The 26519-nt window shown below is 46.0% G+C and carries 23 protein-coding genes; 16 read left to right on the forward strand and 7 right to left on the reverse strand.

Annotated elements, in window-relative coordinates:
• Nucleotides 1-121 precede the first annotated feature (121 nt).
• Both lolD and lolE read left to right on the forward strand, forming a co-directional pair.
• On the forward strand, nucleotides 122-805 hold the full coding sequence (gene lolD, locus KO501_RS00500) for a lipoprotein-releasing ABC transporter ATP-binding protein LolD (protein WP_216027690.1): 684 nt from the start codon (nucleotides 122-124) through the stop codon (nucleotides 803-805).
• A gap of 2 nt (nucleotides 806-807) precedes the next feature.
• Nucleotides 808-2040, forward strand: a complete 1233-nt coding sequence (gene lolE, locus KO501_RS00505; protein ID WP_216027691.1) for a lipoprotein-releasing ABC transporter permease subunit LolE — start codon at nucleotides 808-810, stop codon at nucleotides 2038-2040.
• Nucleotides 2041-2059: 19 nt separating this feature from the next.
• On the opposite strand, the gene KO501_RS00510 is transcribed toward lolE, so the two are convergent.
• On the reverse strand, nucleotides 2060-3406 hold the full coding sequence (locus KO501_RS00510) for a dicarboxylate/amino acid:cation symporter (protein WP_216027692.1): 1347 nt from the start codon (nucleotides 3404-3406) through the stop codon (nucleotides 2060-2062).
• A gap of 122 nt (nucleotides 3407-3528) precedes the next feature.
• On the opposite strand from KO501_RS00510, the gene KO501_RS00515 reads away from it, so the two are divergent.
• Nucleotides 3529-5793 (forward strand): Ig-like domain-containing protein, encoded by a 2265-nt coding sequence (locus tag KO501_RS00515; RefSeq protein ID WP_216027693.1) that lies wholly within the window; start codon nucleotides 3529-3531, stop codon nucleotides 5791-5793.
• Between the two features lie 72 nt (nucleotides 5794-5865).
• Here the strand turns inward: KO501_RS00515 and astB are convergent, their stop codons facing one another.
• Complete coding sequence (astB, locus tag KO501_RS00520) at nucleotides 5866-7212, reverse strand: N-succinylarginine dihydrolase (RefSeq protein WP_216027694.1); 1347 nt, start codon at nucleotides 7210-7212, stop codon at nucleotides 5866-5868.
• A 355-nt stretch (nucleotides 7213-7567) separates the two neighbouring features.
• Here astB and topA point away from each other — a divergent pair, with 355 nt between their 5' ends.
• Entirely contained in the window at nucleotides 7568-10201 is a 2634-nt protein-coding gene (topA, locus tag KO501_RS00525; RefSeq protein WP_216027695.1) for a type I DNA topoisomerase, read from the forward strand.
• A gap of 7 nt (nucleotides 10202-10208) precedes the next feature.
• A complete protein-coding gene (locus KO501_RS00530; protein WP_216027696.1) occupies nucleotides 10209-10760 on the forward strand; it encodes a DUF2058 domain-containing protein in 552 nt (183 codons plus the stop codon).
• 11 nt (nucleotides 10761-10771) lie between these two features.
• On the opposite strand, the gene KO501_RS00535 is transcribed toward KO501_RS00530, so the two are convergent.
• Nucleotides 10772-11668 (reverse strand): LysR family transcriptional regulator, encoded by an 897-nt coding sequence (locus KO501_RS00535; RefSeq protein ID WP_216027697.1) that lies wholly within the window; start codon nucleotides 11666-11668, stop codon nucleotides 10772-10774.
• A gap of 101 nt (nucleotides 11669-11769) precedes the next feature.
• Between KO501_RS00535 and KO501_RS00540 the strand changes: the two genes are divergently transcribed.
• Complete coding sequence (locus KO501_RS00540; RefSeq protein ID WP_216027698.1) at nucleotides 11770-12816, forward strand: YeiH family protein; 1047 nt, start codon at nucleotides 11770-11772, stop codon at nucleotides 12814-12816.
• Between the two features lie 60 nt (nucleotides 12817-12876).
• On the opposite strand, the gene KO501_RS00545 is transcribed toward KO501_RS00540, so the two are convergent.
• Entirely contained in the window at nucleotides 12877-13629 is a 753-nt protein-coding gene (locus KO501_RS00545; protein WP_216027699.1) for a haloacid dehalogenase type II, read from the reverse strand.
• A 168-nt stretch (nucleotides 13630-13797) separates the two neighbouring features.
• On the opposite strand from KO501_RS00545, the gene KO501_RS00550 reads away from it, so the two are divergent.
• A complete protein-coding gene (locus KO501_RS00550) occupies nucleotides 13798-14394 on the forward strand; it encodes a TetR/AcrR family transcriptional regulator (protein WP_216027700.1) in 597 nt (198 codons plus the stop codon).
• On the opposite strand, the gene KO501_RS00555 is transcribed toward KO501_RS00550, so the two are convergent.
• The gene (locus tag KO501_RS00555) at nucleotides 14387-15364 is read right to left on the reverse strand and encodes a phosphotransferase (protein ID WP_216027701.1); all 978 of its coding nucleotides are present in this window, start codon (nucleotides 15362-15364) and stop codon (nucleotides 14387-14389) included. The genes KO501_RS00550 and KO501_RS00555 overlap by 8 nt on opposite strands.
• A gap of 67 nt (nucleotides 15365-15431) precedes the next feature.
• Nucleotides 15432-18584, reverse strand: a complete 3153-nt coding sequence (gene rne / locus KO501_RS00560; protein ID WP_216027702.1) for a ribonuclease E — start codon at nucleotides 18582-18584, stop codon at nucleotides 15432-15434.
• Nucleotides 18585-19197: 613 nt separating this feature from the next.
• On the opposite strand from rne, the gene rluC reads away from it, so the two are divergent.
• Nucleotides 19198-20151, forward strand: a complete 954-nt coding sequence (gene rluC / locus KO501_RS00565; protein WP_216027703.1) for a 23S rRNA pseudouridine(955/2504/2580) synthase RluC — start codon at nucleotides 19198-19200, stop codon at nucleotides 20149-20151.
• The gene (locus KO501_RS00570; RefSeq protein ID WP_216027704.1) at nucleotides 20138-20809 is read left to right on the forward strand and encodes an HAD-IA family hydrolase; all 672 of its coding nucleotides are present in this window, start codon (nucleotides 20138-20140) and stop codon (nucleotides 20807-20809) included. The genes rluC and KO501_RS00570 overlap by 14 nt, the downstream gene beginning before the upstream one ends.
• Here the strand turns inward: KO501_RS00570 and KO501_RS00575 are convergent.
• Nucleotides 20777-21400, reverse strand: a complete 624-nt coding sequence (locus tag KO501_RS00575) for a Maf family nucleotide pyrophosphatase (RefSeq protein WP_216027705.1) — start codon at nucleotides 21398-21400, stop codon at nucleotides 20777-20779. The genes KO501_RS00570 and KO501_RS00575 overlap by 33 nt on opposite strands.
• A 164-nt stretch (nucleotides 21401-21564) precedes the next feature.
• Between KO501_RS00575 and yceD the strand changes: the two genes are divergently transcribed.
• The 7 genes from yceD to acpP all read left to right on the forward strand — a co-directional run bounded on the left by yceD (nucleotide 21565) and on the right by acpP (nucleotide 26446).
• Nucleotides 21565-22095, forward strand: a complete 531-nt coding sequence (gene yceD / locus KO501_RS00580; protein ID WP_216027706.1) for a 23S rRNA accumulation protein YceD — start codon at nucleotides 21565-21567, stop codon at nucleotides 22093-22095.
• A 3-nt stretch (nucleotides 22096-22098) separates the two neighbouring features.
• Complete coding sequence (rpmF, locus tag KO501_RS00585; protein WP_216027707.1) at nucleotides 22099-22269, forward strand: 50S ribosomal protein L32; 171 nt, start codon at nucleotides 22099-22101, stop codon at nucleotides 22267-22269.
• A 20-nt stretch (nucleotides 22270-22289) separates the two neighbouring features.
• A complete protein-coding gene (gene plsX, locus KO501_RS00590) occupies nucleotides 22290-23315 on the forward strand; it encodes a phosphate acyltransferase PlsX (protein WP_216027708.1) in 1026 nt (341 codons plus the stop codon).
• The gene (locus KO501_RS00595) at nucleotides 23312-24277 is read left to right on the forward strand and encodes a beta-ketoacyl-ACP synthase III (RefSeq protein ID WP_216027709.1); all 966 of its coding nucleotides are present in this window, start codon (nucleotides 23312-23314) and stop codon (nucleotides 24275-24277) included. The genes plsX and KO501_RS00595 overlap by 4 nt, the downstream gene beginning before the upstream one ends.
• Nucleotides 24278-24324: 47 nt before the next feature.
• On the forward strand, nucleotides 24325-25257 hold the full coding sequence (gene fabD / locus KO501_RS00600; RefSeq protein ID WP_216027710.1) for an ACP S-malonyltransferase: 933 nt from the start codon (nucleotides 24325-24327) through the stop codon (nucleotides 25255-25257).
• Between the two features lie 12 nt (nucleotides 25258-25269).
• Entirely contained in the window at nucleotides 25270-26010 is a 741-nt protein-coding gene (fabG, locus tag KO501_RS00605; protein ID WP_216027711.1) for a 3-oxoacyl-ACP reductase FabG, read from the forward strand.
• A gap of 196 nt (nucleotides 26011-26206) precedes the next feature.
• A complete protein-coding gene (gene acpP, locus KO501_RS00610; RefSeq protein WP_012518211.1) occupies nucleotides 26207-26446 on the forward strand; it encodes an acyl carrier protein in 240 nt (79 codons plus the stop codon).
• Nucleotides 26447-26519 lie beyond the last annotated feature (73 nt).

Below are 26519 nucleotides of genomic sequence, written 5' to 3' on the forward strand. Positions count from 1 at the left end.
AGTCCCGTCCGCTCCGCCATTAACTCGATATTTCCATCTTTTAACGCCTACTCCTTGGTGTGGCTGTGACTTCACGATATTATCCATTCTGGTAGAAATCATAACTAGAAGCGCTAATATAATGGATGAAGTTTTAGCATGTCGTAACGTGTCAAAAACGTATCACGATGGTGAAAACCAAACTGCAGTTTTATCAAATGTCTCCCTTACTGTTAATCCGTCTGAGCATGTGGCTATTTTAGGTAGCTCGGGTTCAGGGAAAAGCACTCTGTTGCATATTCTCGGCGGCTTAGATACGCCTTCTGAAGGCGAAGTGTGGTTTAAAGGGCAAAGCATCACGTCGATGAAAAGCCGTCAGTTAGCCGCTTTACGCAATCAACATATCGGCTTTATTTATCAATTTCATCATCTGTTACCCGAGTTTAGCGCGTTGGAAAATGCCGCTATGCCGTTGCTGATAAGAGGTGAGACAAAAAAAACGGCGACGGCTGCCGCTGCCGATATTCTCGAACAGGTGGGGTTAGCACATCGTGTGGATCATAAACCGTCAGCCCTTTCTGGCGGTGAGCGTCAGCGGGTGGCCATCGCCCGAGCGCTTGTTACACGCCCTACGCTGGTATTAGCAGATGAACCGACAGGCAATTTAGACGATAAAACCGGTGAACAGGTTTACCAACTGTTGTCTGATTTGAGCCATCGTTTTGGCACCAGTTTTGTGGTTGTTACCCACGATAATCGTTTAGCCCAAAAAATGCATCGTACCCTACGTATTAAGAACGGTTTACTTATGACAGAAGGGAGCTAATTGTGAATTTAGCTTGGACACTGGGCGTGCGCTTTCGACAGGGTAAACAACGAAATGGCTATATATCGTTTATTTCATTTTCTTCAACATTAGGCATCGGCTTAGGCTGTTTTGTCCTAATTGTGTTGCTGTCGATTATGAATGGTTTTGAACGGGAGTTGCTCAATCGAATTCTCGCGGTTATCCCCCATGGTGAATTATATGCGGTTAACGACGGCATAGAGCAATGGGACAAGGAAATCCTGAGGCTTGAAAAAGATCCCCGCATTAAACAGGTCGAACCCTATACAAAAATCACCGGCATGTTGCAGCATAAAGGGGCGCTAAAAGCCATAGAGTTAACGGGATTAACCGTTAATGATGCCAAACACGATAAATGGCGTGATCAGGTGTCTGCTGAGGATTGGCAGCGGTTTACCACTGAAGACGATGAAGTGCTTTTGGGGCAGGGGATCATTAAAAAGCTCGGTATTGAAGTGGGTGAGCGTATACAGGTACTCATTCCTACTGCCACAGAAGATCTGACCTTTAAAGCTCCACATTTGATGACCCTTACCGTTGCTGGGCGACTTCAGGTAGGCGGTGAAATGGACAATTACCTCGCCTTTATGCATTTGTCAAAAGCATCACAAGAGACAGGTATAACCACAGGAGCCCAAGGGCTGCGCTTTACGTTAAAAGATCCCTATTCAGCCTACGAGACAATGCGAAGTATTGGCTATGAATTTCCACAAGCGGTTTATATCTCAAATTGGACACGTACCCAGGGACATCTATATAACGACATTAAATTAGTGCGCGCCGTGGTGTATATCGCGTTAACACTGGTGATTGCGGTGGCGTGTTTTAATATTGTCTCTACCCTAGTGATGGCTGTGCGAGAAAAACACAGCGCCATTGCAATTTTAAAAACCATGGGAGCGAGTGATAGTCTGATCCGCCGAACCTTTATGCTGCAAGGGTTGATTAACGGTATTTTAGGCATTGTGGTGGGGACAGGCGCAGCGGTGCTTGTGGCACCGAATTTATCGGCCATTGTGAAGGCGTTGGAATCGTTTACCGGTTTAACATTGTTATCCGGTGATATTTACTTTATCGATTTTTTACCGTCTCAGCTGCAATGGCAAGATGTTATCGTGACCGTTAGCGTGGCCTTTGTTCTGTGTGTATTGGCAACCTGGTATCCGGCAAGTCAGGCGGTAAAAGTGTCCCCAGCTAAGGCGATTAACCGTTAGCTGGGGCGGGGTATCGCTGTTATTGATTCCGGTCGAAATGCTCGAAATCAACAGTTTCTTCTTTTGCTCCTGCATTGGGGTCGTTGAAAACGGCCTCATCCAATTCCCCTTCGCTTTTGGCAACAATGCACGAAACCATGCAGTCCCCGGTGATATTCACCGCTGTACGAGTCATATCTAATAACCGGTCGACGCCAATGATGAGCGCGATCCCTTCCACCGGCAAATTGACCTGCTGTAATACCATGGCAAGCATGATAAGGCCGACACCTGGCACGCCTGCAGTACCCACGGATGCCAGTGTGGCTGTAAGTACCACCATGACATAGTCGCCAAGGCTTAAATCAACGCCATACACCTGGGCAATAAATACGGTGGCTACCCCTTGCATGATGGCTGTGCCATCCATGTTTATGGTCGCGCCTAAAGGCAGAGTGAAAGATGAGACAGATTTACCTACGCCCAACTTGTTTCGCGCTGTTTCCATTGTAACCGGTAAGGTTGCACTACTGCTTGAGGTGGTAAAGGCGAACAAACAGGCATCACGCATTTTTTCTAGCATGAGTAAGGGGTTTAAACCTGTAAAACCTTTTAGTAACAGTGAGTAAGTGACCAGCCCGTGTAAAATCAACACAAACAAAACGAGGAAGAAGTACTTGGCTAAGCTGCCCAACATTTCCGCGCCGATGGTGCTAAATAACTTCGCCATTAAAACGAAAACACCGTAAGGGGCTAAATTCATAATGATGGTAACAAGGCGCATAATGATGACGTTAATATCTTCAAAAATATTGCCTAAACGCTTACCTGCTTCCCCCGTCATCGCCATAGAAACACCGAATAGCACAGCGAAAATAATAATTTGTAACATATTTCCTTCGGCCATGGCTTTGATGGGATTGGTGGGGAACATGTTAATAATCACTTGGGCTAAGGATGGTGCTTCTTTGGCCACAAAACTGGCGTCTGTGGGAATAGAAACGCCATTACCTGGGGCGACAAGTAAGCCAAAACTAATGGCCAGTGTTACGGCTATAGCCGTTGTGAGAATATACAAAGAAATGGATTTTGCGCCGAGCCGGCCCAGTTTACTTGGGTCGGTTAAGCTGCATGTACCACAAACGAGTGATACAAATACCAGAGGAACAACCAGCATTTTCAAACTGTTAATGAAAATCTGTCCAATGGTGGAGAATATACCTTCTACGAGAATCCCATACGTGGAAAAATTAAACCCGAATACCGAAAATAGTAAATCTCCGCTATCATCGAACAAAAGCTGAAGTAATCCGCCTGTAATGATTCCGGCTCCCATGCCGATAAAGATTCTGGCGGTAAGGCTAAGCTTTTTTGAAGATTGAGACATGTAAGTTTCCTAAACAACATTGTTTTTTGATTTTGTTTTAGCATTAGTGTGCCAGAATCATAACAAATTGAAATCAGAAATATTTCAATAATGCCAATTACTAGAGGTCCAGGAAGACAACTATGAAAACACTTTCCAAGTCTCTGACACTGTTCAGTATGCTGTTCTTATTATTTGCCTGTGGAGGTGGTGATTCGCTTGAACGCGATTCGGATACCAGCACTGGCTCAGATGATTCATCTGATTCAACTTACACGGTTTCTTTATCCGTCGTAAACCAGAATAATGAGACTGACCGAGATCTTGCGACGGATAACCCTTTAAACATCGTAGTAACGGTAACAGACGATGAGGGGGCAGCGCTAGCGGATACCCTTGTCACTTTCACCCTATCTAACGATGAATTAGCCAATTTTAGTAATGATACGGGCACAGCAAGAACTGATGATTCAGGTCAGGCGTCCATTGGGTTAACCGTGGGAACATCTGCTGGCGATGGCCAGATAACGGCCACCTTGCCAGATGGCACCACAGGTACTACTACCTTTACGTCAGCGGGGACGGCGGTGGTAAGTGAAGAACCGGCAAAAGTTGAGTTGTATGCCAGTTCTTTACAGTTAGCCTCTAGTGGCTCTGATGAAATTGAATTAATTGCGGTGGTTAAAAATGCCCAAAGTAATTTGATGGAAGGGGTGGAAGTGTCGTTTTCTGCTTCCATTAACGACAATGTTGAAATTCAGCAGGTGGATGATGAAACATTGGAAAATGGGACTGCCACGGCTTATGTCACCACGTTAAATGATGCGTCACAAAGAGAAGTGACTATTACCGCAACGGCTGGCGATGAAGTGGCTAGCGTAACCTTTGAAGTCGTGGGCACAGAAGTGACCATCAATGGTGCTACTGCCATTACGATAAATGATTCCACCGAGCTGACTATTAGAGTGCAAGATTCTGATGGGAATAACCTTACCAATCAAGACGTGGATTTAACAACCTCATTAGGTGAGTTAAGTACTACAACCGCGAATACCGGTACGGAAGGTCAAGATACGGTAACCTTTACCGCCACTGAGTCAGGTGTCGCTACTATTACTGCTGCTGCCCTAGGGGTTGAGTCTCAGTTTACGGTAACAGTGCAAGAGGACGAGTTTGCCTTTACCACGGTGCCTGACGACTACATTGATGTTGCCCCAGATAATGACTATGAAGACGGGGATTACGCCACATTAACGTTAACGTGGAAAAAAGATAACGTACCATTCCCTGCCGGCGAGGTAACATTTACCGCGTCACGGGGGGATATTCGCGATGGGGATGAGTCCGGTTTCACGGATGGTAACGGTGAAATCAGCTTCGATATTGCTTCGACCAACGCTGGCGTTTCAACCATTACGGCAACAGGTGTCGACAGCGATGGTAATAGCGTCACTGCCACCGTAGTAGTGGAATTTGTTGCCACGGTTGCCGATAGCTTGTATGCCGATGCATCACCAGATCAAATTGGCCCAGATGGCCAAACCAGCACCATCACTGCTGTGGTGAGAGATCCGGCTGGCAACTTAGTCAAAGACAAGGTGGTAAGCTTTACGGTGGATGACACCAGTACAGGGACTATTTCGCCGTCTCAATCCACCACTAACAGCAGTGGTATCGCTTCTACCGTGTTTACCTCCGCGGCGGTTACCAGCGAAGATGCGGTGGTGATCACTGCCAGTGTGCTAGACGACACCGCAGTCACCGATAGTGTTACCTTAACGGTTGGTAATAGGGCCTTTGATGTCTCTATTGGTACGGGAAATGAAATTTCTAAACCGGATACCACAACCTACTTAAAAGAGTTTGCGGTATTTGTAACAGACGCTGTGGGTCAGCCTATTGAAGGGGTTGAACTTACCGCATCCCTAACGCCCGTTAAATACACCAATGGTGGCCAGTATTACAAAGGCTATTGGGTGTGGGTGGATCCAAACTGGGTGGTGGGTTATATCGTGGAAGACAGTGATGGTGAAGAAGAAATCGTGTACGGGTATACCTCGGTATGTGATAACGAAGATATTAACGCCAATGGTATTTTAGATTTAGGCGAAGATAACAACAACGATACCTTTTTAACCCCTGGTATTGTAGGGTCACTATCATTTCAAGATGGCGTGACCACCACTGACGAAAATGGCCAGGCTACGTTAGAACTGCGTTATCCTCGTGAATACGCGGCTTTCTACGAAGCGGAAATTGCTGTTTTTGCCCAATCTACCGGCAGTGAAGCCAGCGCGAGTATGGAATACCTATTTGGTATTGCAGCTGAGGATGTCGCAAACGAAAGCTTACAGCCACAGTCTAGTCCTTTCGGCACGGCCTTTATGGATTGCTCATCGACTGACTAGTTTTGAAGTAAATAAAAAGTAGGGGGACATAATGTCCCCCTTTTTTTTGCGTCAAAAATAAACGTCTATGAATTACAGTTCACTTTCCTGAAATGGGTAGATCGAGCCTAATTTCATAATTTGGGTCAGTTCATCTAATGCGGACCGGCTTTCATCAAGTAAGGCGGGGTCGGCTAAGTCTTGTTCACTTAATCTGTCTCGATAGTGTTTTTCTACCCACTGATTTAATCGAGCAAACAGAATGTCATTCATCAGTGTACGTGGATTTGTGGCATTGAGTTCTTGCTCTGTCATCGCCACACGAAGACGTAAACAAGCCGGTCCGCCACCATTTCGCATACTTTGTTTTACATCAAAAAATTTCACTTCTTTAATTGGTGTATTCATTCCAATAAGGCTGTCGAGGTACGAAGAAACGGCAGCATTTTCCTTACACTCTGAAGGCGCAATAATAGCCATATTATCGTCGCTTAAGGTGATAATTTGCGTATTGAACAAATAGGTGCTGACTGCATCAAGCACAGAAACTTGAGATGTAGGGACTTCGATGAAATGGAGAGGATGATCGTCGAACTTGCGGCGAATTTCCTCTAACACTACCGGCGTATTTAAAAATGCCTGTTCGTGGAAAAACAGGACATTTTGGTTACCCACGGCGATCACATCGTTGTGAAACACTCCTTGGTCAATGACATCGGGATTTTGTTGAATGTACACCACTGTGTCATCATCCAGACCATGCAGTCTAGCGATGGCTTGGCTTGCTTCTAAAGTTTGTCTAGCAGGATAACGACTGGGTGCTGGCTTTTGAACATCAAATGCGCTTCGACCGTAAACGAAAAGTTCTACACCGGCACTGCCGTAACTGCGACACAAGCGAGTGTGATTTGCCGCACCTTCATCACCGAAATGTTCATTGTCTGGCAAATGGGTATGATGAGCGAAGTATTTTTCATTGGCGAAGGTGGCTTTGAGTATTTTCCCCGTTACTTGAGGTTCGAGTGAACGGTGAAATTTATTGGTCAGGTTTGCCGGCGTAAAATGAATGCGTCCATCGGCAGTATCCGCGCCGGGAGACACGGTGGCAGCATTAGCCGTCCACATACTCGATGCCGAGCAACAAGCCAAGAATATTTGTGGTGCTTGCTTAGCCGCCGATTGAATTACATTGGCATCGGTCCCGGTAAATCCCAAACGACGTAAGGCCGCCACATCAGGCCTTTCTTGAGGAGCAAGCACGCCTTGTTTCATGCCCATATCGGCAAGGGCTTTCATTTTTGCCAAGCCTTGTTTTGCTGCTTCTTTGGGGTTACTGACAGCGTTTGCATTGCTTTGTGAGGCAACGTTGCCCACAGATAATCCAGCATAATTGTGGGTGGGCCCGACTAGACCGTCAAAATTCACTTCAAATTGCTGCATGTTCTGCCTCTTTTACTTTGTTCGGTGACCGTTCTACATTCTATGGCTTGAAAATAAGTAATTAACCCAAATAAAAGCTGGCTGGAGAATGTGAAGGTGAGGGGATGTCCCTGCTACTTAGCCGGCATTATACGGTTTTTAATGCGCTTGCCAATGTGAGTGGTTAAAATGCGAGCGCTTTGTGGTGGTTTCACAACCCGTGAGAAGAATAACTATGAAGAAGATCTTGTTTTCCATTCACTTTATAGATATATGTTAAAAAAAGAAAGAAGAGGGGTATGGGTGTCTTTACCTTTCTTTAATTTTCCTAGAGATAGTTTAAGTCTCTGATCACGAACAGGTTTAATCAATATTTATGGCAAAATCACTGGTCATTGTCGAGTCTCCAGCAAAAGCGAAAACGATAAATAAATATCTCGGTAAGAATTTTATCGTAAAATCTTCGGTTGGCCACGTACGCGACTTGCCGACAAAAGCGGTAGGGAATGTTGAGCCCAAAAAACCCGCAAAAGAACTGAAAACGCTGAGTGATGAAGCGCGTGCGGAATACTTACGTAATTACGAATATCGCAAGCTGGTTGATCGTATGGGGGTTGATCCTCAGGCCGACTGGAAAGCTCACTATCAAGTGTTGCAGGGCAAAGAAAAGGTCGTCAATGAGCTTAAAAAGCTGGCTAAGGATGCCGACACCGTTTATCTCGCAACGGATTTGGACCGTGAAGGAGAAGCCATTGCGTGGCATTTGCGCGAGCTATTAGGCGAGAAAAATAAAACCTATCAACGGGTAGTGTTTAACGAGATCACCAAAAATGCCATTCAGGATGCGTTTTCGCACCCCGGAGAACTTAACACCGACAGAGTCAATGCTCAGCAAGCACGCCGCTTTCTTGATCGGGTGGTGGGCTTTATGGTGTCGCCTTTGCTGTGGAAGAAAATTGCCCGGGGCCTGTCAGCGGGTCGGGTTCAATCTGTAGCGGTACGCTTGGTGGTAGAGCGGGAACGGGAAATTAAAGCCTTCGTTCCTGAAGAGTTCTGGGATGTGCATGCGGATCTAACTTCAGCGCAGCAACAACAGCTTCGTATGTTAGTTAATCGCTTTAAAGACAAACCCTTTAAGCCCAAAAACAAACAACAAACCGATACTGCGCTGGCCCAACTAGAGGCCGGTAACTTTGTCGTTCAAAGTCGAGAATCGAAGCCAACCCAAAGTAAACCGTCAGCGCCATTTATTACCTCGACGTTACAACAAGCGGCCAGCACACGCTTAGGGTTCGGGGTTAAAAAGACCATGATGATGGCGCAACGGTTGTATGAAGCCGGTCACATTACCTATATGAGAACCGACTCCACCAACCTGAGCCAAGAGGCATTAGACGGGTGTCGGGGATATATCCAAGATAATTTCGGTAGTAAGTATCTTCCTAGCGATCCGATCCGCTATGGCAGCAAAGAAGGCGCTCAGGAGGCTCACGAAGCCATTCGCCCGTCAAATGTCATAGTGCAGGCTGCATCGCTTAAAGACATGGAGCGGGACGCACAGCGCCTGTATGAGCTGATTTGGCGCCAGTTTGTAGCGTGTCAGATGACAAACGCCAAATATGACGCTACGACCATAAAAGTGGCAGCGGGTGATTATGAACTGGTTGCTAAAGGTCGGGTTCTTAAATTTGATGGTTGGACAAAAGTGCAGCCACAGGTTCGCAAAAAAGGCGAAGAAGAGCTGTTGTTACCCGATGTACAAAAGGGTGACACATTAAATCTTAAACAGCTTGATCCTAAGCAACACTTTACTAAGCCGGTAGCACGATTTAACGAAGCTTCGCTGGTAAAAGAGCTAGAAAAACGGGGCATAGGAAGACCTTCGACCTATGCAAGCATCATTTCTACCATTCAGGATCGCGGCTATGTGCGGCTAGAAAACAAGCGTTTCTATGCTGAGAAAATGGGTGAAATTGTCAATGATCGTCTGATGGAAAACTTCGACGATTTAATGAGTTACGATTTTACGGCGAACATGGAACAACACCTTGATGATATCGCCGAAGGTAAGAAAAACTGGAAACAGGTGCTAGATGCCTTTTATCAAGACTTTTATGGCAAGTTGCTCACCGCCGAGAAAGACGCAGAAGAAGGGGGAATGCGTTTAAATCAAGCGGTGCCTTCCGGCATTTTCTGCGAAAAATGCGGGCGAGAAATGAATGTTCGTACCGCCTCCACCGGCGTATTCTTGGGGTGTTCCGGTTACAATTTACCGCCTAAAGAACGTTGTACCAATACCATGAACCTGACCGCAGGCGATGAAGTGGTGAAGGTGGATGATGAAGAAGAGTTAGAGACCGAAGCGTTGCGGGCAAAACGCCGCTGTGAAATTTGCGGCACCGCCATGGATAGCTACTTGGTGGATGAAAAGCGCAAGCTGCATGTGTGTGGTAATACGCCCACATGTCCGGGTACCTTTGTCGAGGAAGGCACCTTTAAGATCAAAGGCTATGACGGGCCAATTATCGAATGTGATAAATGCGGCAGCGACATGGAGTTAAAGAACGGGCGGTTTGGTAAATACTTTGGTTGTACCAACGAAGCGTGTAAAAATACTCGCAAGCTCTTACGCAGTGGAGAAGCTGCGCCACCAAAAGAAGATCCGGTGGATTTACCAGAGCTGGAGTGTGAAAAGTCTGATGCCCATTTTGTGCTTAGAGACGGGGCTTCTGGTATTTTCCTCGCGGCCCATAACTTTCCAAAGTCTCGGGAAACCCGTGCGCCAAAAGTGCAAGAACTGGCTAGGTTTAGGGAGAGAATATCGCCTAAATTCTACTATCTTGCCGACGCGCCGCAAAAAGATCCCGATGGAAATCCAGCCATTGTGCGCTACAGTCGGAAGACTAAGCAACAGTATGTGATGTCGGAAAACGAGAATGGCAAGTCAACGGGTTGGTCTGCCTGGTACGAAGGCGGCAAATGGGTAACCCAAGACAAGAAAAAGAAATAGGTAAGTCATGGCATCGTTACAAGATCAATTATTAAAAGCGGGCTTGGCAGATAAGTCATCGGCTAAAAAAGCCCGCGCCGAAAAGCGTAAAAAACAAAAGTTAAAGAATAAAAATAAGCAGGTTGAAGTAGACGAGGCCCGTTTAGCGGCCACCCAGGCTGCAGAAGAGAAAAAGTCTCGTGATCGGGCGCTCAACGAAGCACAACAACGTGCCCGGGAAGAGCGCTCTATTGTGGCACAAGTGCGCCAACTTATTGAAATGAATAAGCAGGTACGCAAGGGCGATACGGTACTTAATTTTACCCATGATAACTTAGTTAAACGACTTTATGTTTCTGCTGATATGCATCGGCAGGTCACCAAAGGGCGTTTAGTGGTGGTTGTTCTTGATGAGGCCTATGAACTGGTGCCGGCGCCAGTTGCAGATAAAATTGCCCAGCGTGATGAGGCAAGTATTGTTTATCGAGCTGATTTAGACACCAGTGACAACGAGGGTAAACAACAGGAAGAAGACGACTGGTACGCCGATTACGAAATACCTGACGATCTTACCTGGTAACGCCAACAATCCTAGTCTTGATTGTTTGTTTTACCCTGTATTTGGGCTAGAAAAGATGTCGCTGAAGGCGATAAAGGGCGGCCCTTAAAGGTTAGGCTGAATAAGGGCCTAACCTTTGGTAACCACTGTGGTGGAACCGTCAGCGGGGTTATTTGTCCAATTTTGATAAGACTTTCTGCCACCACCTGGGGCACAATGGCAATGCCAAGCCCATTGGCGACACCATTAACGATGGATTCGTTTGAGCCAAAAATAATGGAATTTTGTGGTTTGAGGCCGTGTTGCAAAAAGTAGTTATCTACTACGCTACGGGTGCCTGAGCCACGTTCCCGTAATAACCAGGTGGCATTATTTAATTGCTGAGCCGATATGCTCGTCCAATTTGTTTTAGCTGCATTAATCAAAACCATAGGCTCGTTTAGCCAGTTTTTGGCATGAATATCTGGTCTGGTACATTCCCCTTCGATAAAGCCGATATCAATATGACAATGAGCCAATGCGTTTTCCACATCGGCTGAATTACCCACTATTAACTCAAGTGAAATATCAGGATGTTGGCGGGTAAACTCAGCCATATATTGAGTGAGCCAATAATTCGCTACGGTACTGCTAGCGCCCAGTGTAAGTTTACCTTGCGTTAATCCCGCTCTAGCTTTTAATGCTTCTTCCGCCGCTTTTTCGATGGCAAAAACTTCTTTAGCATGGGCATATAAAACCTGTCCTGGCTCGGTAAGCCGAATGACCTTTCCTTTGGCGGCACGCTCAAGTAATGCAAGTCCTGTTTGATTTTCTAGCTCCCGAATAGATTTCGATACCGCAGGCTGGGTAATAAACAGGGATTGTGCAGCCAAAGAAAAGCTGCGTTTGGTGGCCACATGGTAAAAAACACGAAGACTATTAAGGTTCATAGTATTATTTTAGGTTATGAAATTATGAAAAAAGACAATTTGAGTTATACATGAATTGGGCGTAATTTTCCAGTAACCCGTTCATTCCTAAGGCAGTAATCATGGAAAAACCTATTCGAGTAAACCGTTTTGTCAATCACCCAATGTTGCCGGGTATCGCTAGCGTATTTTTACTTGCAGCTCTTTCGGTATTATTAGGGCAAATCGAGGCGGTTCAGACTGTAGGTGTGAGCCCGTTAACCATTGGCATTGTTCTTGGGATCGCGGTTATTAATGTGGTGGGACGCAAATATGACCCCGTGCTTGATAGCGGCGTGGATTTTGCAAAATCACGGCTGTTAAAACTGGGCGTGATCTTGTTTGGATTGCATTTTACTTATGGCGAAGTGTTGTCGTTAGGGTGGCGGGGATTGGCCATCGACCTGTGTATTATCGTTAGTGTTTTGTGTCTGTCTTTGGTGGTAGGACGGGTTATTTTGAAGCTGGATTATCAAACCAGTTTACTCGTGGGCACCGGCTCTGCGATTTGTGGGGCAGCGGCTATTCTTGCCACCGCACCTGTCATCAAAGCGAAAAGTGAAACTGTGGTTATTGCGGTGTCGACCGTGGTTATCTTTGGCACGGCCAGTATGTTTCTATACCCCATGATTTGGCCGTATATCGATGTATCTGCAACGGATTTTGGCGTTTTCATCGGCTCTACAATACATGAAGTGGCGCAAGTGGTGGCAGCCGGTACCGCGATTGGACCAGAAAGTGCACAGCAAGCGGTATTAGAAAAAATGCTACGCGTGATATTACTGGCGCCGTTTTTAGTTGTTTTGGCATTGTGCCCCAATAAGCACACTACCAACCATGACCATGGAACTAACAATGGCATTTCGTTACGCCATATGCCTTGGTTTGCCTTGTATTTTTTATTGGTTATCGGCGCAAACTCATTGATGGTCATCCCTGAGCAAATTGAACGTGGGTTGATGGCGCTAGATACATTATGTCTAACAATGGCGATGGTCGCATTGGGGCTTAAAACTCACGTGTCTGTGGTCACGCAAGCAGGTTATAAACCACTATTGCTAGGTGCCGTACTCTTTGTCTTTTTAATTGTAGGTGGCGGCGCCATTAACAGTATCTTGTTAAATTTATGAGCCTTGTTTGCCATCTTGCTAGGAGAAGGGAAGGATCAGCAAAGGCTGATCCTTTCTTTTTTAAGGTAGCATGTCGGCCAGTGTGGTGAGTTGCTTAATTACAACGTTTGGTTCAAGTGCTAGAGGGTAAAGCACTTTACCTGGTCGTTGAATAAACACGGCTTGCCAACCGGCTTGCTTAGCGCCTGCAATATCCCAGCCGTGGGCCGCAACTAACATAGCGTCTTTAGGTTCGATGCCCATTTGTTTTGCCGCCCACGCGTAAGTTGCCAGATCAGGCTTATATTTTTTTATGTCTTCTACACTTAATCGTTGGTCAAAAAATGACAATAAGTCAGCATTCTTAAATTGGGTATACACCCCTTTATTCGAGGAGTTAGTGAGACTGACTAGGGTGTAGCCTTTGTCTTTTAATTTTTGTAATCCGGCGCGAACATCTGGATGAGGAGGAAGGCTACGAAGTGGTGTGACGATGGCTTCTTTGGCTTGCTTTTGAGTTAAGGGGATACCTTCTATCTCTGCCACCATTAATAACGCCGCTACGCCAATTTCACCAAATGTATGAAAACGTTGAGTTGTAGAATCGACTAACGAGTGGTGAAGCATGGTAGAGAACCATAAAGGCAATAAATCCCGACGGCCATTTAGGGCTTCGCCCACCGACTCTTTCATTGCGGTGAGATCAAGCAGGGTTTCGTTTACGTCGAAGAAAATGACTTTAGGCGCGGTTAGCGATGGTGCTGAGTCTTCAGCAAATGCGGATCCGTGTTGTATTGCTAGACTCAGAATAAACGCAACTAATAAGTTTTTCATGCAGTACCTTAGATTTTGAATGATTGTTCAAAATGGTAAGGTAAAAAGCGCTGGGTTACAAACTTATTTTGAACACTCATTCAAAATCTCCCCGCTTTCCTGGGAACGTGGTAATATTGAGCATCCCATTAAAAAAGAACCCGTTTCTCGCAAGAAAAAGATCCTCCCATGGCGTTAAGACAATTCAATGAAGATAACGTGCTGAACAAAACCATGCAGCTATTTTGGCGACAAGGCTACTATGGCACATCCATGCATGACATTACCCAATCTACGGGACTAAAGCCGGGCAGCGTTTATCATGCTTTTGGTAATAAAGAGGCGCTGTATATTGCTAGTTTGGATAAATATGCAGCGTTAAGCCAACAAAAGCTAACCAACGCCATGGAAATGGGGGTTGGGGAAGGTATCGTCGCCTTATTGACCAATATGGTCACACATATTCATGATAAACAATACGTCAGCTGTTTTCTGGTGAAAACCCAATTAGAATTGTCCGCTACTGCGCCCAACTTAGCCCAGTGTGCGTCCGCACATCTTGAAGAAAGCAAAAAAATATATCAGCGGTTTATTGCTCAAGCCTATGGTGAGGTTAACAGTGAGTCTTACGCTACAGCAGTAATGATGGCCATTTTCGGCATACGGGTATATGGGTATTTGTGTCAAGATAACCGCCAAATCCAAGAAAGCTTGAAAATGATGCTTAGTTGGTTGCCGTGGGATAGTGGTTCACCTAAGGTGGCACGACTAAACAGCGTTAATTAAGGCTGTTTAATACTTGCTCAGACAGCCCTCGTAGGTGATTGTTTATCTTCCAGTGTTCAGGGCTCCAACCGGCTAGAAAGCGATGAAAATCTGCGCAGGCGATGGGATATAACTGTCGCCACTGGCTGACCAAAGTACGTATTTCTTCTTTATCTAATGTCGAGCTTAAGTGGGTAGCTAAGGCCGAGAAATACAGGTTTAAACAATACTCGGTATAGTGCGCCTGATCTTCTTCACTTAAAGCGCTGCCAATAAAGTAGGCAAGATCTTTTACGCCGACGCCATGTCCAGTGTATTGAAAATCCACCGCGGCACACTTGTTCATCGCCGGGGTAAAGCAAAAGTTCGCCACTTTTGCGTCGCCGTGTAAAAGGGTTTGGTAGGGACAGGCAGCCAATGTGTTAGCCATAGAATGGGCAGCATCTTTTAGCCGACTTGGGGCCATGGCCCGCCATTCATCTTGTCGGGTGGCTAAATGCCAATAGGTTCCTTCTTGCCATACGTTATCATCGTTATATCCGACAAACCTAGCATGAAAGGCTGCCAACCATTTAATAACACAAACTGCATTGTCAACGGTCAGGCTGGGCGAGGTTTGTGTGAACCCCAGGTCAACCAGATCCTCAAGCACCAGTATGTGACCATTTTCCTTGGTGTCACTAGCAATAAGTACCGGACAATAGCAAAAGGGGGAGGTTTTTGGCTGAAGGTATTGATAAAAATAGTGTTCAACCACAAAGGAGTGGCGCTTACGTTCGTGGCTGTGACTGGATTGCCAGCCCTTAGGGTGTTGGTGTTGCTCGGTATAAAGCACGGCTTTTACTACCCAGCGATGACCTTGGGTTGTGGTGACACGAAAACAGGCGCCGTAATTGCTCCACAAAGGTTGAATTAGGGTGCTAGTGGCAACCTTAACCTTGCATAAGGCTTCTAGCCAATCAATGAGTTGAGGTGAAATAGCTTGAGTCATATTTGCGCTTATAAAAAAGCCGTACTTACGTACGGCTTTGATTTCATTTTACCTAAGGTAAAAAGTACTAGGCGTCTTCTTCTACGGTGTCAACCGCCGGTTGCGAAGCGCTTTCACCTGGCAAGGTGGCCGGTGCTGACGCCGAAGAACTGGCTTGTTTAGTTGATGCCGTTTTCCCTGAAATGACCAGTGCTGGTCTGGCGCTATCCGCTTTTGCTGTGGCAGGCGCATCTCTAAAGGTGGCCTCTACAGTTGCAGGCAGTGCCATTGGGAAAGAAGCATGCTTCGTCCCTAAACTGCGGGTACTAACAGGTGCTGGCGCCTCTGGCGCAACGTCAGTGGTTTTGGTTGCGGGTGTCTCATCGGTTTTTGCCGCAACGTCTTCTTTAGCCGCTGTCACTTCAACCTCTGGCGTGTCAGTTACTACCTGCTCTTCAGGTACAGGCTCTACTTCCGTTGCTGTAACCGGCGCTTGCTGTGCTTCTTCAGTTAGATTAATTTCTACCTGTTGAGGCGCGGTTTCTTCAGTCTTCACAGAAGCTGTTTGCTCTTCGCTATCCACCGAAGATGACTCGCTTTGCGGGGCTTGTTCCACCTTTTCCTCTGGCTGAGCATCAAATTGCAGTTCATCTTGTACTGCATTTTCTTGTGCTACATCCGTTTTTTCTGGAGCAGGTTTAACGGCCTCTGGCGCTTTAGGCTCCGCGGCAGGAGTCTCTGTTGCTGATACAGAGCCATTATCTTCATTAACCAATGGCGTGTTTTCAGTAACAGGTTGACTTGCAAGATCCTGCTGAGAATTAACTGCGCTGTCACTGTTGGTGTCTTCTACACCGTGATCCTGCTCTTTTTTACGGCGCTGGCCAGCAGCACGTACATGACGAGGTGAACGTCTTGAACGCCCACGGGCTTCACGCTTTTGACCATTGTCTTTTTGGTCGTCAGAGGACTCAACGTGATTTGTTTCAACATCGTTGCTCTGAGATACCTGTGGGGTATCATCTGCAGACGGAGTAACCGGTGCGGCGACAACAGTTTCATTGGTCGTGGTTGTGACTGCAGATTTTTCAGGCTCATCTTGTGCCGTTACAGGCGTTGCAGATGTTACTAGAGTATCCTGGGTTTCCTGCTTAACACGTACACTTCTGCGCTTGTCTCTGCGTTTACGGCGTTCTGCAAGCTGTTTCTTACGTGCAGGTTTTGCGTTATCCGTATCTTGTTGCTGGTCGTCAACGGGCTTCTCAACCGATTTTTCAACCTGTTTTTGAGGCTTGTCGTTTCTCTCTTCCTGAGGCTTACGACGACTTTTAGGACGACTACGCTTGTCATCTTGTCTTTTCTGTACGGGTTTTTGCTCGTCCTTGTCCTTCTCAGTCCCCGTTGCGTCAGCGTTTCTTCCGCGCTTGTTTCGATGGTTCCGCGGCTTTCTATTTCTGTTGTCGCGGGACTGTCTAGGGTGGGTCTCTTTACGTTCAGGTTTGGCCGGCGTTTCGGCTTCTTCTTCGCTGCCTAATATAGAAGAGATCCATTGCCCAAGCTTAGTAAATAGATTATTGCTAGCTTTAGGAGCTTGTTGCTCTTTCTTTTTCGGTGCGGGAGTAGAAACACTGGTTGGCGGTGCCTGGGTTGGCGCAACCAAACCTTTTAGTGCAGGTTCTTCACGTTTAGGTGGAGGCGTGGTGGGTTGATAAGACTCCCCTTCGTCTACTTCCGTAAGTGAAACGTTATAGCTTGCATCTGCAACCACTTCATCAGGACGACGACGACTGACTTCATAGTGAGGCGTGTCTAGGTGAGGGTTGGGGATCAATAACAGCGATACATTGTGTCTTTTTTCAATAACAGCAATGGATTTGCGTTTTTCATTTAACAGGTATGTGGCAACAGGAACCGGCAACTGGGCTTCAATTTGCCCTGTATTATCCTTAATACTTTCTTCTTCAATAATACGTAGTATGGACAAGGCCAGAGATTCGGTGCCACGAATAGTACCGTGACCAGAGCAACGAGGACAAACGTGGTGCGCTGATTCACCCAATGATGGACGTAAACGTTGGCGCGACATTTCCAATAAACCAAAGCGGGAAATGCGTCCTAGTTGCACACGGGCACGATCAGTACGAACCGCTTCTTTCATGCGGTTTTCAACTTCACGTTGATGGCGAACCGGTGTCATATCAATAAAATCGATAACTACAAGACCACCAAGGTCCCGAAGACGTAACTGACGAGCAATTTCATCCGCCGCTTCAAGGTTAGTATTGAAGGCGGTTTCTTCAATATCGCCGCCTTTTGTCGCTCTCGCCGAGTTAATGTCTATAGACGTTAAGGCTTCGGTAGGATCAATAACAATAGAACCACCAGAAGGTAGACGCACTTCTCGTTGGAAAGCCGATTCAATTTGGCTTTCAATTTGATAATGGCTAAATAAGGGAACATCACCTTTGTACAGCTTCACCCGACTGGCAAAATCAGGGCGAACCAGTTCAATATGTTGAAGTGCTTCTTCGTAAATACTGGTTTTATCGATTAGGATCTCACCAATATCACGGCGAAGGTAATCACGAATAGCACGCACAATGACGTTGCTTTCCTGATGAATTAGGAACGGAGCGGCACGTTTTTCAGCCACATCTGAAATGGCGTCCCAATGCTTTAACAGTACTTTGAGATCCCATTCAAGTTCTTCGAAGGATTTTCCAACACCCGCAGTACGAACAATAAGACCCATGCCATCTGGCAAAGTAAGACGGGATAGGGCGTCTTTCAAGTCGTTTCTTTCATCACCTTCGATACGGCGGGAAATACCACCAGCACGAGGGTTATTTGGCATAAGTACAAGATAGCTACCGGCCAAAGACAAGAAAGTGGTTAATGCAGCGCCTTTTTGACCCCGTTCTTCCTTGTCGATTTGAACAATGACTTCTTGGCCTTCTTTGATGACGTCCTTAATGTTTGGACGGCCTTCAAATTTGTAGCCTTTTGGGAAATAAGTGCGAGCAATTTCTTTGAGAGGGAGGAAGCCGTGACGGTCTGCACCGTAATCGACAAAAGCAGCCTCAAGGCTAGGTTCGACGCGGGTAATTTTACCCTTGTAGATGTTAGCCTTCTTTTGCTCGTGTCCAGGACTTTCAATATCAAGATCATACAAACGCTGCCCGTCAACCAGGGCAACGCGCAACTCTTCTTGTTGAGTTGCGTTTATTAACATTCTTTTCATTGTATCTAACTCTGTTTAATACAGCCGTTTAGACACAAAATCAAAATGACGCGTGCAAACACTCATCACCCAGCCTCACGGCTGTGTACGGGATTTGTTGTACAGTCGTATTACCCAGTGCCAGATTTCTATTATTGCCGGCGTGATACTTTACGGGTGTCGGGAACGACGGGCCCTTAATCTATCTATTCTGTTCACCCTCATAGAATCGGAGGATGAAGGTCAAATTAATTCTGTTTTGCTAAACGGCGAACTTTATTTTTTCAGTAAATTCTGTGCTTCGTTCTAAAGGCTTTTGTGCTGCCGATATAAACGGTAAAACATGAATAGCATGTTCCCACACAACATTGTTGGTTCTTGATTTTAAGTTCGAACCGGATTTTGCTGCAATGTCTGGCGGCAAAATCAGATTTCATTATCTCACCTTTCCGTGAACCATGGCAAGAAAAGATATAGCCGTTTCTTATTAAAAGCCGCTTTTTATGATGATAATCTATTAAAAAGCCGAATAAGAAGGTAAAGAATTTATATTCTTCTATTTAAAACGGGGTAGAACTTATATTTTCAAAATTTGCTTTACCGTTAAAAAAAGAGTTCAGGTATACTGCCAGCCATGAAAGATGATATCCAACATAAAGTTCGTTTTCTTACCGTTGACGCTGATATAGCGGGGCAGCGCATTGACAATTTTTTACGTACGCAGCTAAAAGGCGTGCCCAAAAGCATGATCTATCGGATTTTGCGAAAAGGCGAAGTACGGGTAAATAAAGGTAGGGTGAAGCCAGATTATAAGCTTAAGCCTGAGGATATGGTTCGTATTCCGCCGGTGCGAGTTGCAGAGGAAAAAGACACCCCAAATCCAAAGCTGGAAAAGGTTGCCGAGTTAGAACATTGCATTTTATATGAAGATGAACGCTTGCTGGTGATTAATAAACCTTCGGGCACAGCAGTGCACGGTGGCAGTGGACTTAGTTTTGGCTTGATTGAAGGTTTAAGGGCGTTACGTCCAGATGCTAATTTTATGGAACTGGTGCATCGACTGGATAGGGACACCTCAGGGTGTATTTTAATCGCCAAGAAACGTTCTGCCTTGCGCCATCTTCATGCGCAACTTCGCGATGGGAAAATGGATAAACGGTATCAAGCCTTGGTGGCAGGGGAGTGGCCAAAGAATCGCTTTAAAGTGAAAGCGCCATTGCAAAAGAATGTATTACAATCCGGTGAGCGTCTTGTCAGCGTAAGCGATAGCGGCAAACCTTCTGAAACCCGATACCGTATTTTGCAACAATATAAAGGTGCCACTTTAGTGGAAGCGTCTCCGATTACGGGTCGCACCCATCAGATCCGAGTTCATTGCTTGCATGCTGGTCATCCTATTGCGTGTGATACGAAGTACGGCGAATTAGCTTTCGACGAACGAATGAAGGCGCTTGGCCTGAAGCGTTTATTTTTACATGCAGCAAGCATTCAATTTATTCATCCGGGTACAGAAGAGCCGATACGGTTTCAAGCGCCCCTTGATAGGCAACTCACCCATACATTAAAGCAGTTAGATGAAAGTATATAAGTTTGTTATTTTCGATTGGGACGGCACCTTGATGGATTCTGCGGCCAAAATTGCACACTGTATGCAGTTGGCGGCAAAACGTTGTGATGTGGGCGTTCCCACTTTCGAGCAAGTGGGTCAAATCATTGGCATTAGTTTGCGTCCAGCAATCCAAACCCTGTTTCAGATTACCGACGACACGTTAACAGACAAGCTCGTAGAGGCATATAAAACGGTGTTTTTGCAGCAGGATCAAACGCCAAGTCCATTATTTCCTGGTGTGCATGATTTATTAACGGCCTTAGGGGACGACAATCGGATCCTTGCCGTGGCGACAGGAAAAGCCCGCAGAGGGTTAGAACGGGCGTGGGATAACACCCAAACCCGCGCCTATTTTACCTACTCACGGACGGCAGATGATGCTGAATCCAAACCCTCGCCGGATATGATTTTACAACTATTAGCCGAGGCAAAGGTGTCACCGGAAGAGGCAGTCATGGTGGGAGACACCACCTTTGATATGCAGATGGCCCGTGATGCGGGAATCGACAGAATAGGGGTTTCCTATGGTGTGCACGGCCAAGTACATCTAGAACGTTTTGCCCCAGTGGCACTCGTACACAGTGTGTATGAACTAGAACGCTTTTTACTCGGAGCTGCGAGTAGCCAGCAGCAATAAGTCCACCCCAAACGCCTCCAGCATGTCTCGTAATAACAGGCAAGGTACACCAATTAAGGCATTAGGGTCCCGGGACGAAATACGTTGAAATAGCAAAATGCCTTTACCTTCGGATTTAAAGCTGCCGGCACAGTCGTAGGGTTCTTCGCATTCAAGGTAGGCGCTAATATGCTGGGCCGTTAGTGTATTGAACCAAACGTCTGTAACTTCACTAGAGGTAATTTGTTTCCCTTTTGCATAACACATTACACTCAAGGCAGAGTGAAATGTCACATGCTGGCCGCTACACAAAGACAATTGGGAGACCGCAGCCTCAAAGGTATGAGGCTTACCTAATAAAATCTGCTTGCCTGTCTTGTCTGTTACAGAGGCCACTTGGTCGCCGGCGATAATAATATGATTGGGATATTGACTGGCAATTTTTTCGGCTTTTTCCTGCGCCAATCGTTCTGACAGATGTTGTGGCGACTCGCCAGTTAACGGGGTCTCGTTTATTTCTGGTGCGATTGCTTTTGCCTGAATACCTAAGGTCGACAATTGTTTTAGTCGGTAAGATGAAGAGCTGGCAAGAATAAACGGATAAGATTGCATAGAACTTTCTTTAGTTAAGGATGGTCGTAAGGAAGCAATTGTACGTTGCCGCGCTTAGGGTACAAGTAATTATCTGCTGTTGAGCGAACTTTCACGATTAAAAGTCGCACAATTGCAATTATTACTTTGACAGGTAGGGGCCAAATCTATATTATGCGCGCCCTATGCAGAAAGTGAAAATACCTCATACCGTCGATCCGGCCAAAAGTGCTATGAAACGCTCCGATTATCGGGGAGTGATTAGTAGTAAGGATCTGGATAGGCTGAATGAAGCTGTAGTCCGTTGTGATGAATGGGTGAACGTAGAAGTACAGTTTGAAAAAGACGCGCAGGGTCTTACTGTTTTTCACGGTCATCTTGACACACACGTAACACTAATCTGTCAGCGGTGTAATGGTGAGTTAACTCGCCCGCTTCATAGTGATTTCTTTTTTAGTCCAGTGCAGGGATTATCAGAGGATGACGAAGCGCTACCCGAAGCTTATGAACCGGTTGAGGTCAACGACCATGGAGAAGTTAATTTACTTCAGATTTTTGAAGACGAATTGATTATCTCTCTACCCATTGTAGCCCTTCATGCAGAGGAGGATTGTAATGTGAGTAAAGACGATATGACATTTGGAAAAATTGACCCGGAGAATGAGCGACCAAACCCTTTCGCGGTTTTGAAAGAACTTAAGCGAGACCAGGAGTAAGTTATGGCAGTACAACAAAATCGTAAAACGCGCTCTAAGCGTGGTATGCGTCGTTCACACGATGCATTGACAGGCGCGACTTTGTCTGTCGATTCAACGTCAGGTGAATCACACCGTCGTCATCACGTAACCGCAGATGGTTATTACAAAGGCAAAAAAGTTATCGCCCGCTAATTGCTGTAGGTGACAATATTTTGTCTAAACTAACCATTGCGTTAGATATCATGGGGGGCGATCATGGTCCCCCTGTTATCCTTTCCGCTACCCTAAAAGCCATTCGGCAACATCCCGATTTCAAATTTATTTTGTGTGGCGATAGTCAAATTATCGAAACCGCACTTAATGATCTGCTTCCTGAACAGCGGGCGCGTGTAAGTGTGTCTCATTGTGAAGAAGTGGTGGATATGGGAGATGCCCCTGCTTTTGCGCTACGTAATAAAAAGCGTTCATCCATGCGACGAAGTATCGAGCTGGTTGCATCCCACGATGCTGATGCTTGTGTGAGTGCCGGTAATACAGGTGCGCTTTTGGCCATGGCCTATTATTTATTAAAAACTTTGCCAGGGGTAGATAGACCGGCTTTAGTATCAGCCATGCCCACCGCGAGCCAACATAAAGTGTTCTTACTTGATCTGGGCGCGAATGTGAATTGTACCTCTGAAACCCTGTTTCAATATGGGGTTATGGGCAGTGTATTGGCGGCACAAGTTTCCGGTATTGAACGCCCGCGAGTAGCCTTGCTAAATGTGGGTGAAGAAGACATCAAAGGCAATGCACAAGTTAAAATAGCCGATCAATTGTTTCGCAAGGCCGACGCGATCAATTACATAGGTTACGTGGAAGGTGATGACATCTTCACCGATTGTGCCGATGTGGTAGTCACAGACGGTTTTACGGGTAACATTGCCTTAAAATCCACCGAAGGTTTGGCTAAACTTGTTATTTTTGAAGTTAAGCGCCAATCACAAGTGAACCTTTTAACCCGTATAATGGCCAGAATAGCGTTGCCGCTTCTAAAAAGCATTTACAACAGAGTGAACCCCGACCAGTATAATGGGGCGAGTCTGTTAGGATTGCGCGGCATTGTAATCAAGAGTCACGGAAACGCCTCCGCCGATGCATTCTATTATGCAATTCATCAGGCGATGCTAGAAGCACGAATGGGTATTCCGGAAAAAATTAAAAGCAAAATAGAAACGGTTTTGTTGGAGCAGCTTTGAGCAATTATTCACGAATTATCGGGACGGGCAGTTACTATCCTAGCGAGGTGCGTACCAATGCCGATCTTGAACTTATGGTCGATACCAGTGATGAATGGATCACGGATCGTACCGGTATTAGAGAGCGCCGTATTATCGGTAAAGACGAAACAGCCGCGACCATGGGCGCAGAAGCAAGTCGTCATGCCATAGAGGCTGCTGAAATAGATCCAAAATCCATCGATATGATTGTTTGTGCCACAACCAGTGGCAGACATTCCCTTCCTAGTACTGCCTGTGAAATACAAGGTTTACTCGGTTTAGATGGTATTCCCGCCTTTGATGTGGCGGCCGCCTGTGCCGGCTATTGTTATGCGCTAAGCGTGGCAGACCAGTATATTAAAACCGGTATGGTTAAACGGGTGCTTGTTATTGGTAGCGATTGCCTTAGCCGTTTGGTTGATCCAAAAGACCGCTCCATGGTGATTTTATTCGGTGATGGAGCCGGCGCCACTATTATCGAGGCTAGCGAAGAGCCAGGTATATTGTCCACACACATTCATGCGGCGGGTTCTTATGGCGATTTACTTGCCGTGGGTAATCCCACCCGAGGTGATGAAGCCTCTGTTCATGAAAATTGGGGTGTGATGAAAGGTAATGAAGTATTTAAAGTTGCCGTAACCAAGCTTTCTGAAACGGTGCTTGAAACATTAAAGGCCAATAATATGGCTAAGTCTGACCTTGATTGGTTGGTGCCGCATCAAGCTAACTTTCGTATAATAAAAGCGACTGCTAAAAAACTAGATATGTCGTTGGATCAGGTGGTGATTACCTTAGAAAAGTACGGTAATACCTCTGCCGCTACCGTTCCCACTGCGTTAGATACCGCCATTAGAGATGGCCGCATTAAGCGGGGGCAAAACTTATTACTTGAAGCCTTTGGTGGCGGTTTCGCTTGGGCTTCAGCGTTGGTAAGATATTAAATCTACGCCGTCAAAAGGCGGCTTTATGATAATAATAAGGAAACAGTATGAGTCGAACAGCCTGTGTATTTCCCGGACAGGGGTCACAATCTGTCGGTATGTTGAAAGAACTGGCCGAGTCATATAACGAAGTTGCGGACACATTTGCCGAAGCTTCAGAGGTTCTGGGTTACGATTTATGGGCTTTGGTCCAGCAGGACGAAGACGGTAAATTAAACGAAACTCATATCACTCAACCCGCACTTTTAACCGCTAGCGTTGCGGTTTGGCGAATTTTGCAGTCAAAAGGGGTAGAGGTTGATTATTTAGCTGGGCATAGCTTGGGCGAGTATTCTGCTCTGGTATGTGCGGGCGTTTTATCGTTCCCTGATGCCGTTAAGTTGGTAGAAGCCCGTGGCCAATTTATGCAACAGGCAGTACCTGCCGGTGCGGGTGCCATGTATGCCATCATCGGTTTAGATGATAAAACCATTGCTGAATGTTGCCAGCAAACTGCCATCGCCACTGGCGATGTAGTGTCGCCGGTAAATTATAACTCCCCCGGACAAGTGGTTATCGCCGGTGAAAAGCTGGCCACTGAGCAAGCCGCTGCGGCATGTAAAGAGGCGGGCGCAAAAAGGGCCTTACCGCTTTCGGTCAGTGTACCGTCTCATTGTGAACTTATGCGTCCCGCTGCTGACCAATTAGATGATGCGTTAGCCAATATCACCCTATCATCACCGAACTTAAGCGTTATTAATAACGTTGACGTGAAAATAGAGCAAGAGCCTGGCGCCATTAAAGACGCGTTGGTCAGACAGCTATATTGCCCTGTACAGTGGACAAAAACCGTTGAGTTCTTGGCCGCACAAGGGGTAGATAAAATTATTGAAGTTGGGCCTGGGAAAGTACTCAGTGGCCTGACAAAACGAATAGATAAATCGTTAGCCAGTGTGGCGGTAAATACGCCGGATTCTGTTGCTAGCATTGTTGAAGCGTGAATTAGGAATACCATGACTCAATTAACTGGAAAAATTGCTTTAGTCAGTGGCGCTAGTCGCGGCATTGGTAAAGCGGTTGCCGAAACGTTGGCAGAACAAGGTGCCACAGTCATTGGCACTGCCACAAGTGAAAAAGGTGCCGCCGCCATCTCGGATTATCTTGCCGATAAAGGTGGAAAAGGCCTGATGCTTAACGTTACAGATAAAGCATCGGTGGAAAGTGTGATAAAATCAATCACTGAGGAATTTGGTGCCATTGATATTCTTATCAATAACGCGGGAATTACCCGTGATAACCTGTTAATGCGTATGAAAGACGACGAATGGCAGGATATTATCGATACTAACTTAACGTCTATTTTCACATTATCCAAAGCGGTGCTTCGGGGCATGATGAAAAAACGTTGTGGTCGCATTGTGAATGTGGGCTCTGTGGTCGGAAGTGCAGGGAACGCCGGTCAAGCTAACTATGCTGCAGCAAAAGCGGGTGTTATCGGCTTTTCTAAGTCGATGGCCAGAGAAGTGGCTTCTCGGGGTATTACAATTAACGTTGTGGCACCGGGGTTTATTGATACGGATATGACGAAAGCATTGACAGATGACCAACGAGAGGCGATCTTTAAGGATATTCCAGCAAACCGGCTGGGCGATCCCAAAGAGATTGCTGCTACCGTTTCTTTTCTGGTAAGTGAAGGAGCCGCTTACATTACAGGTGAAACGATCCATGTAAATGGTGGGATGTATATGAGTTAGCACTGTATTAATTACAGTGTTTTTGCGCTTAAACCTTGTGTTGTTTAAGCGTTGGTGTTAAAAAATTGTAGAAATTAATTGGTTAGTCGCTGGTTCGACCAGAAGATTTACATAAACTGGTACTTGCAAGGCAGAGACTTGCAAAATAAACTAGCGACACTTTTTATCTAGTGACGTTTAAGGGAAACCTAGAATTATGAGTAACATTGAAGAGCGCGTAAAAAAGATCATCGTAGAACAGCTGGGCGTTAAAGAAGAAGAAGTAAAAGCTGAAGCTTCCTTCGTAGATGATTTGGGCGCAGATTCACTCGACACAGTCGAGCTGGTAATGGCGTTGGAAGAAGAGTTTGATACTGAGATTCCAGACGAAGAAGCTGAAAAAATCACAACAGTTCAGTCTGCTATCGATTACATCAACGCAAACAAAGACGCTTAACCGCGCATTGACTTTTTGCGAAAACGGCTCTGTTAAGAGCCGTTTTCGTATCTAACCATCATAGTTCCAATAC

This window comes from Alteromonas sp. C1M14 (genome assembly GCF_018860965.1).
GTDB lineage: Bacteria > Pseudomonadota > Gammaproteobacteria > Enterobacterales > Alteromonadaceae > Alteromonas.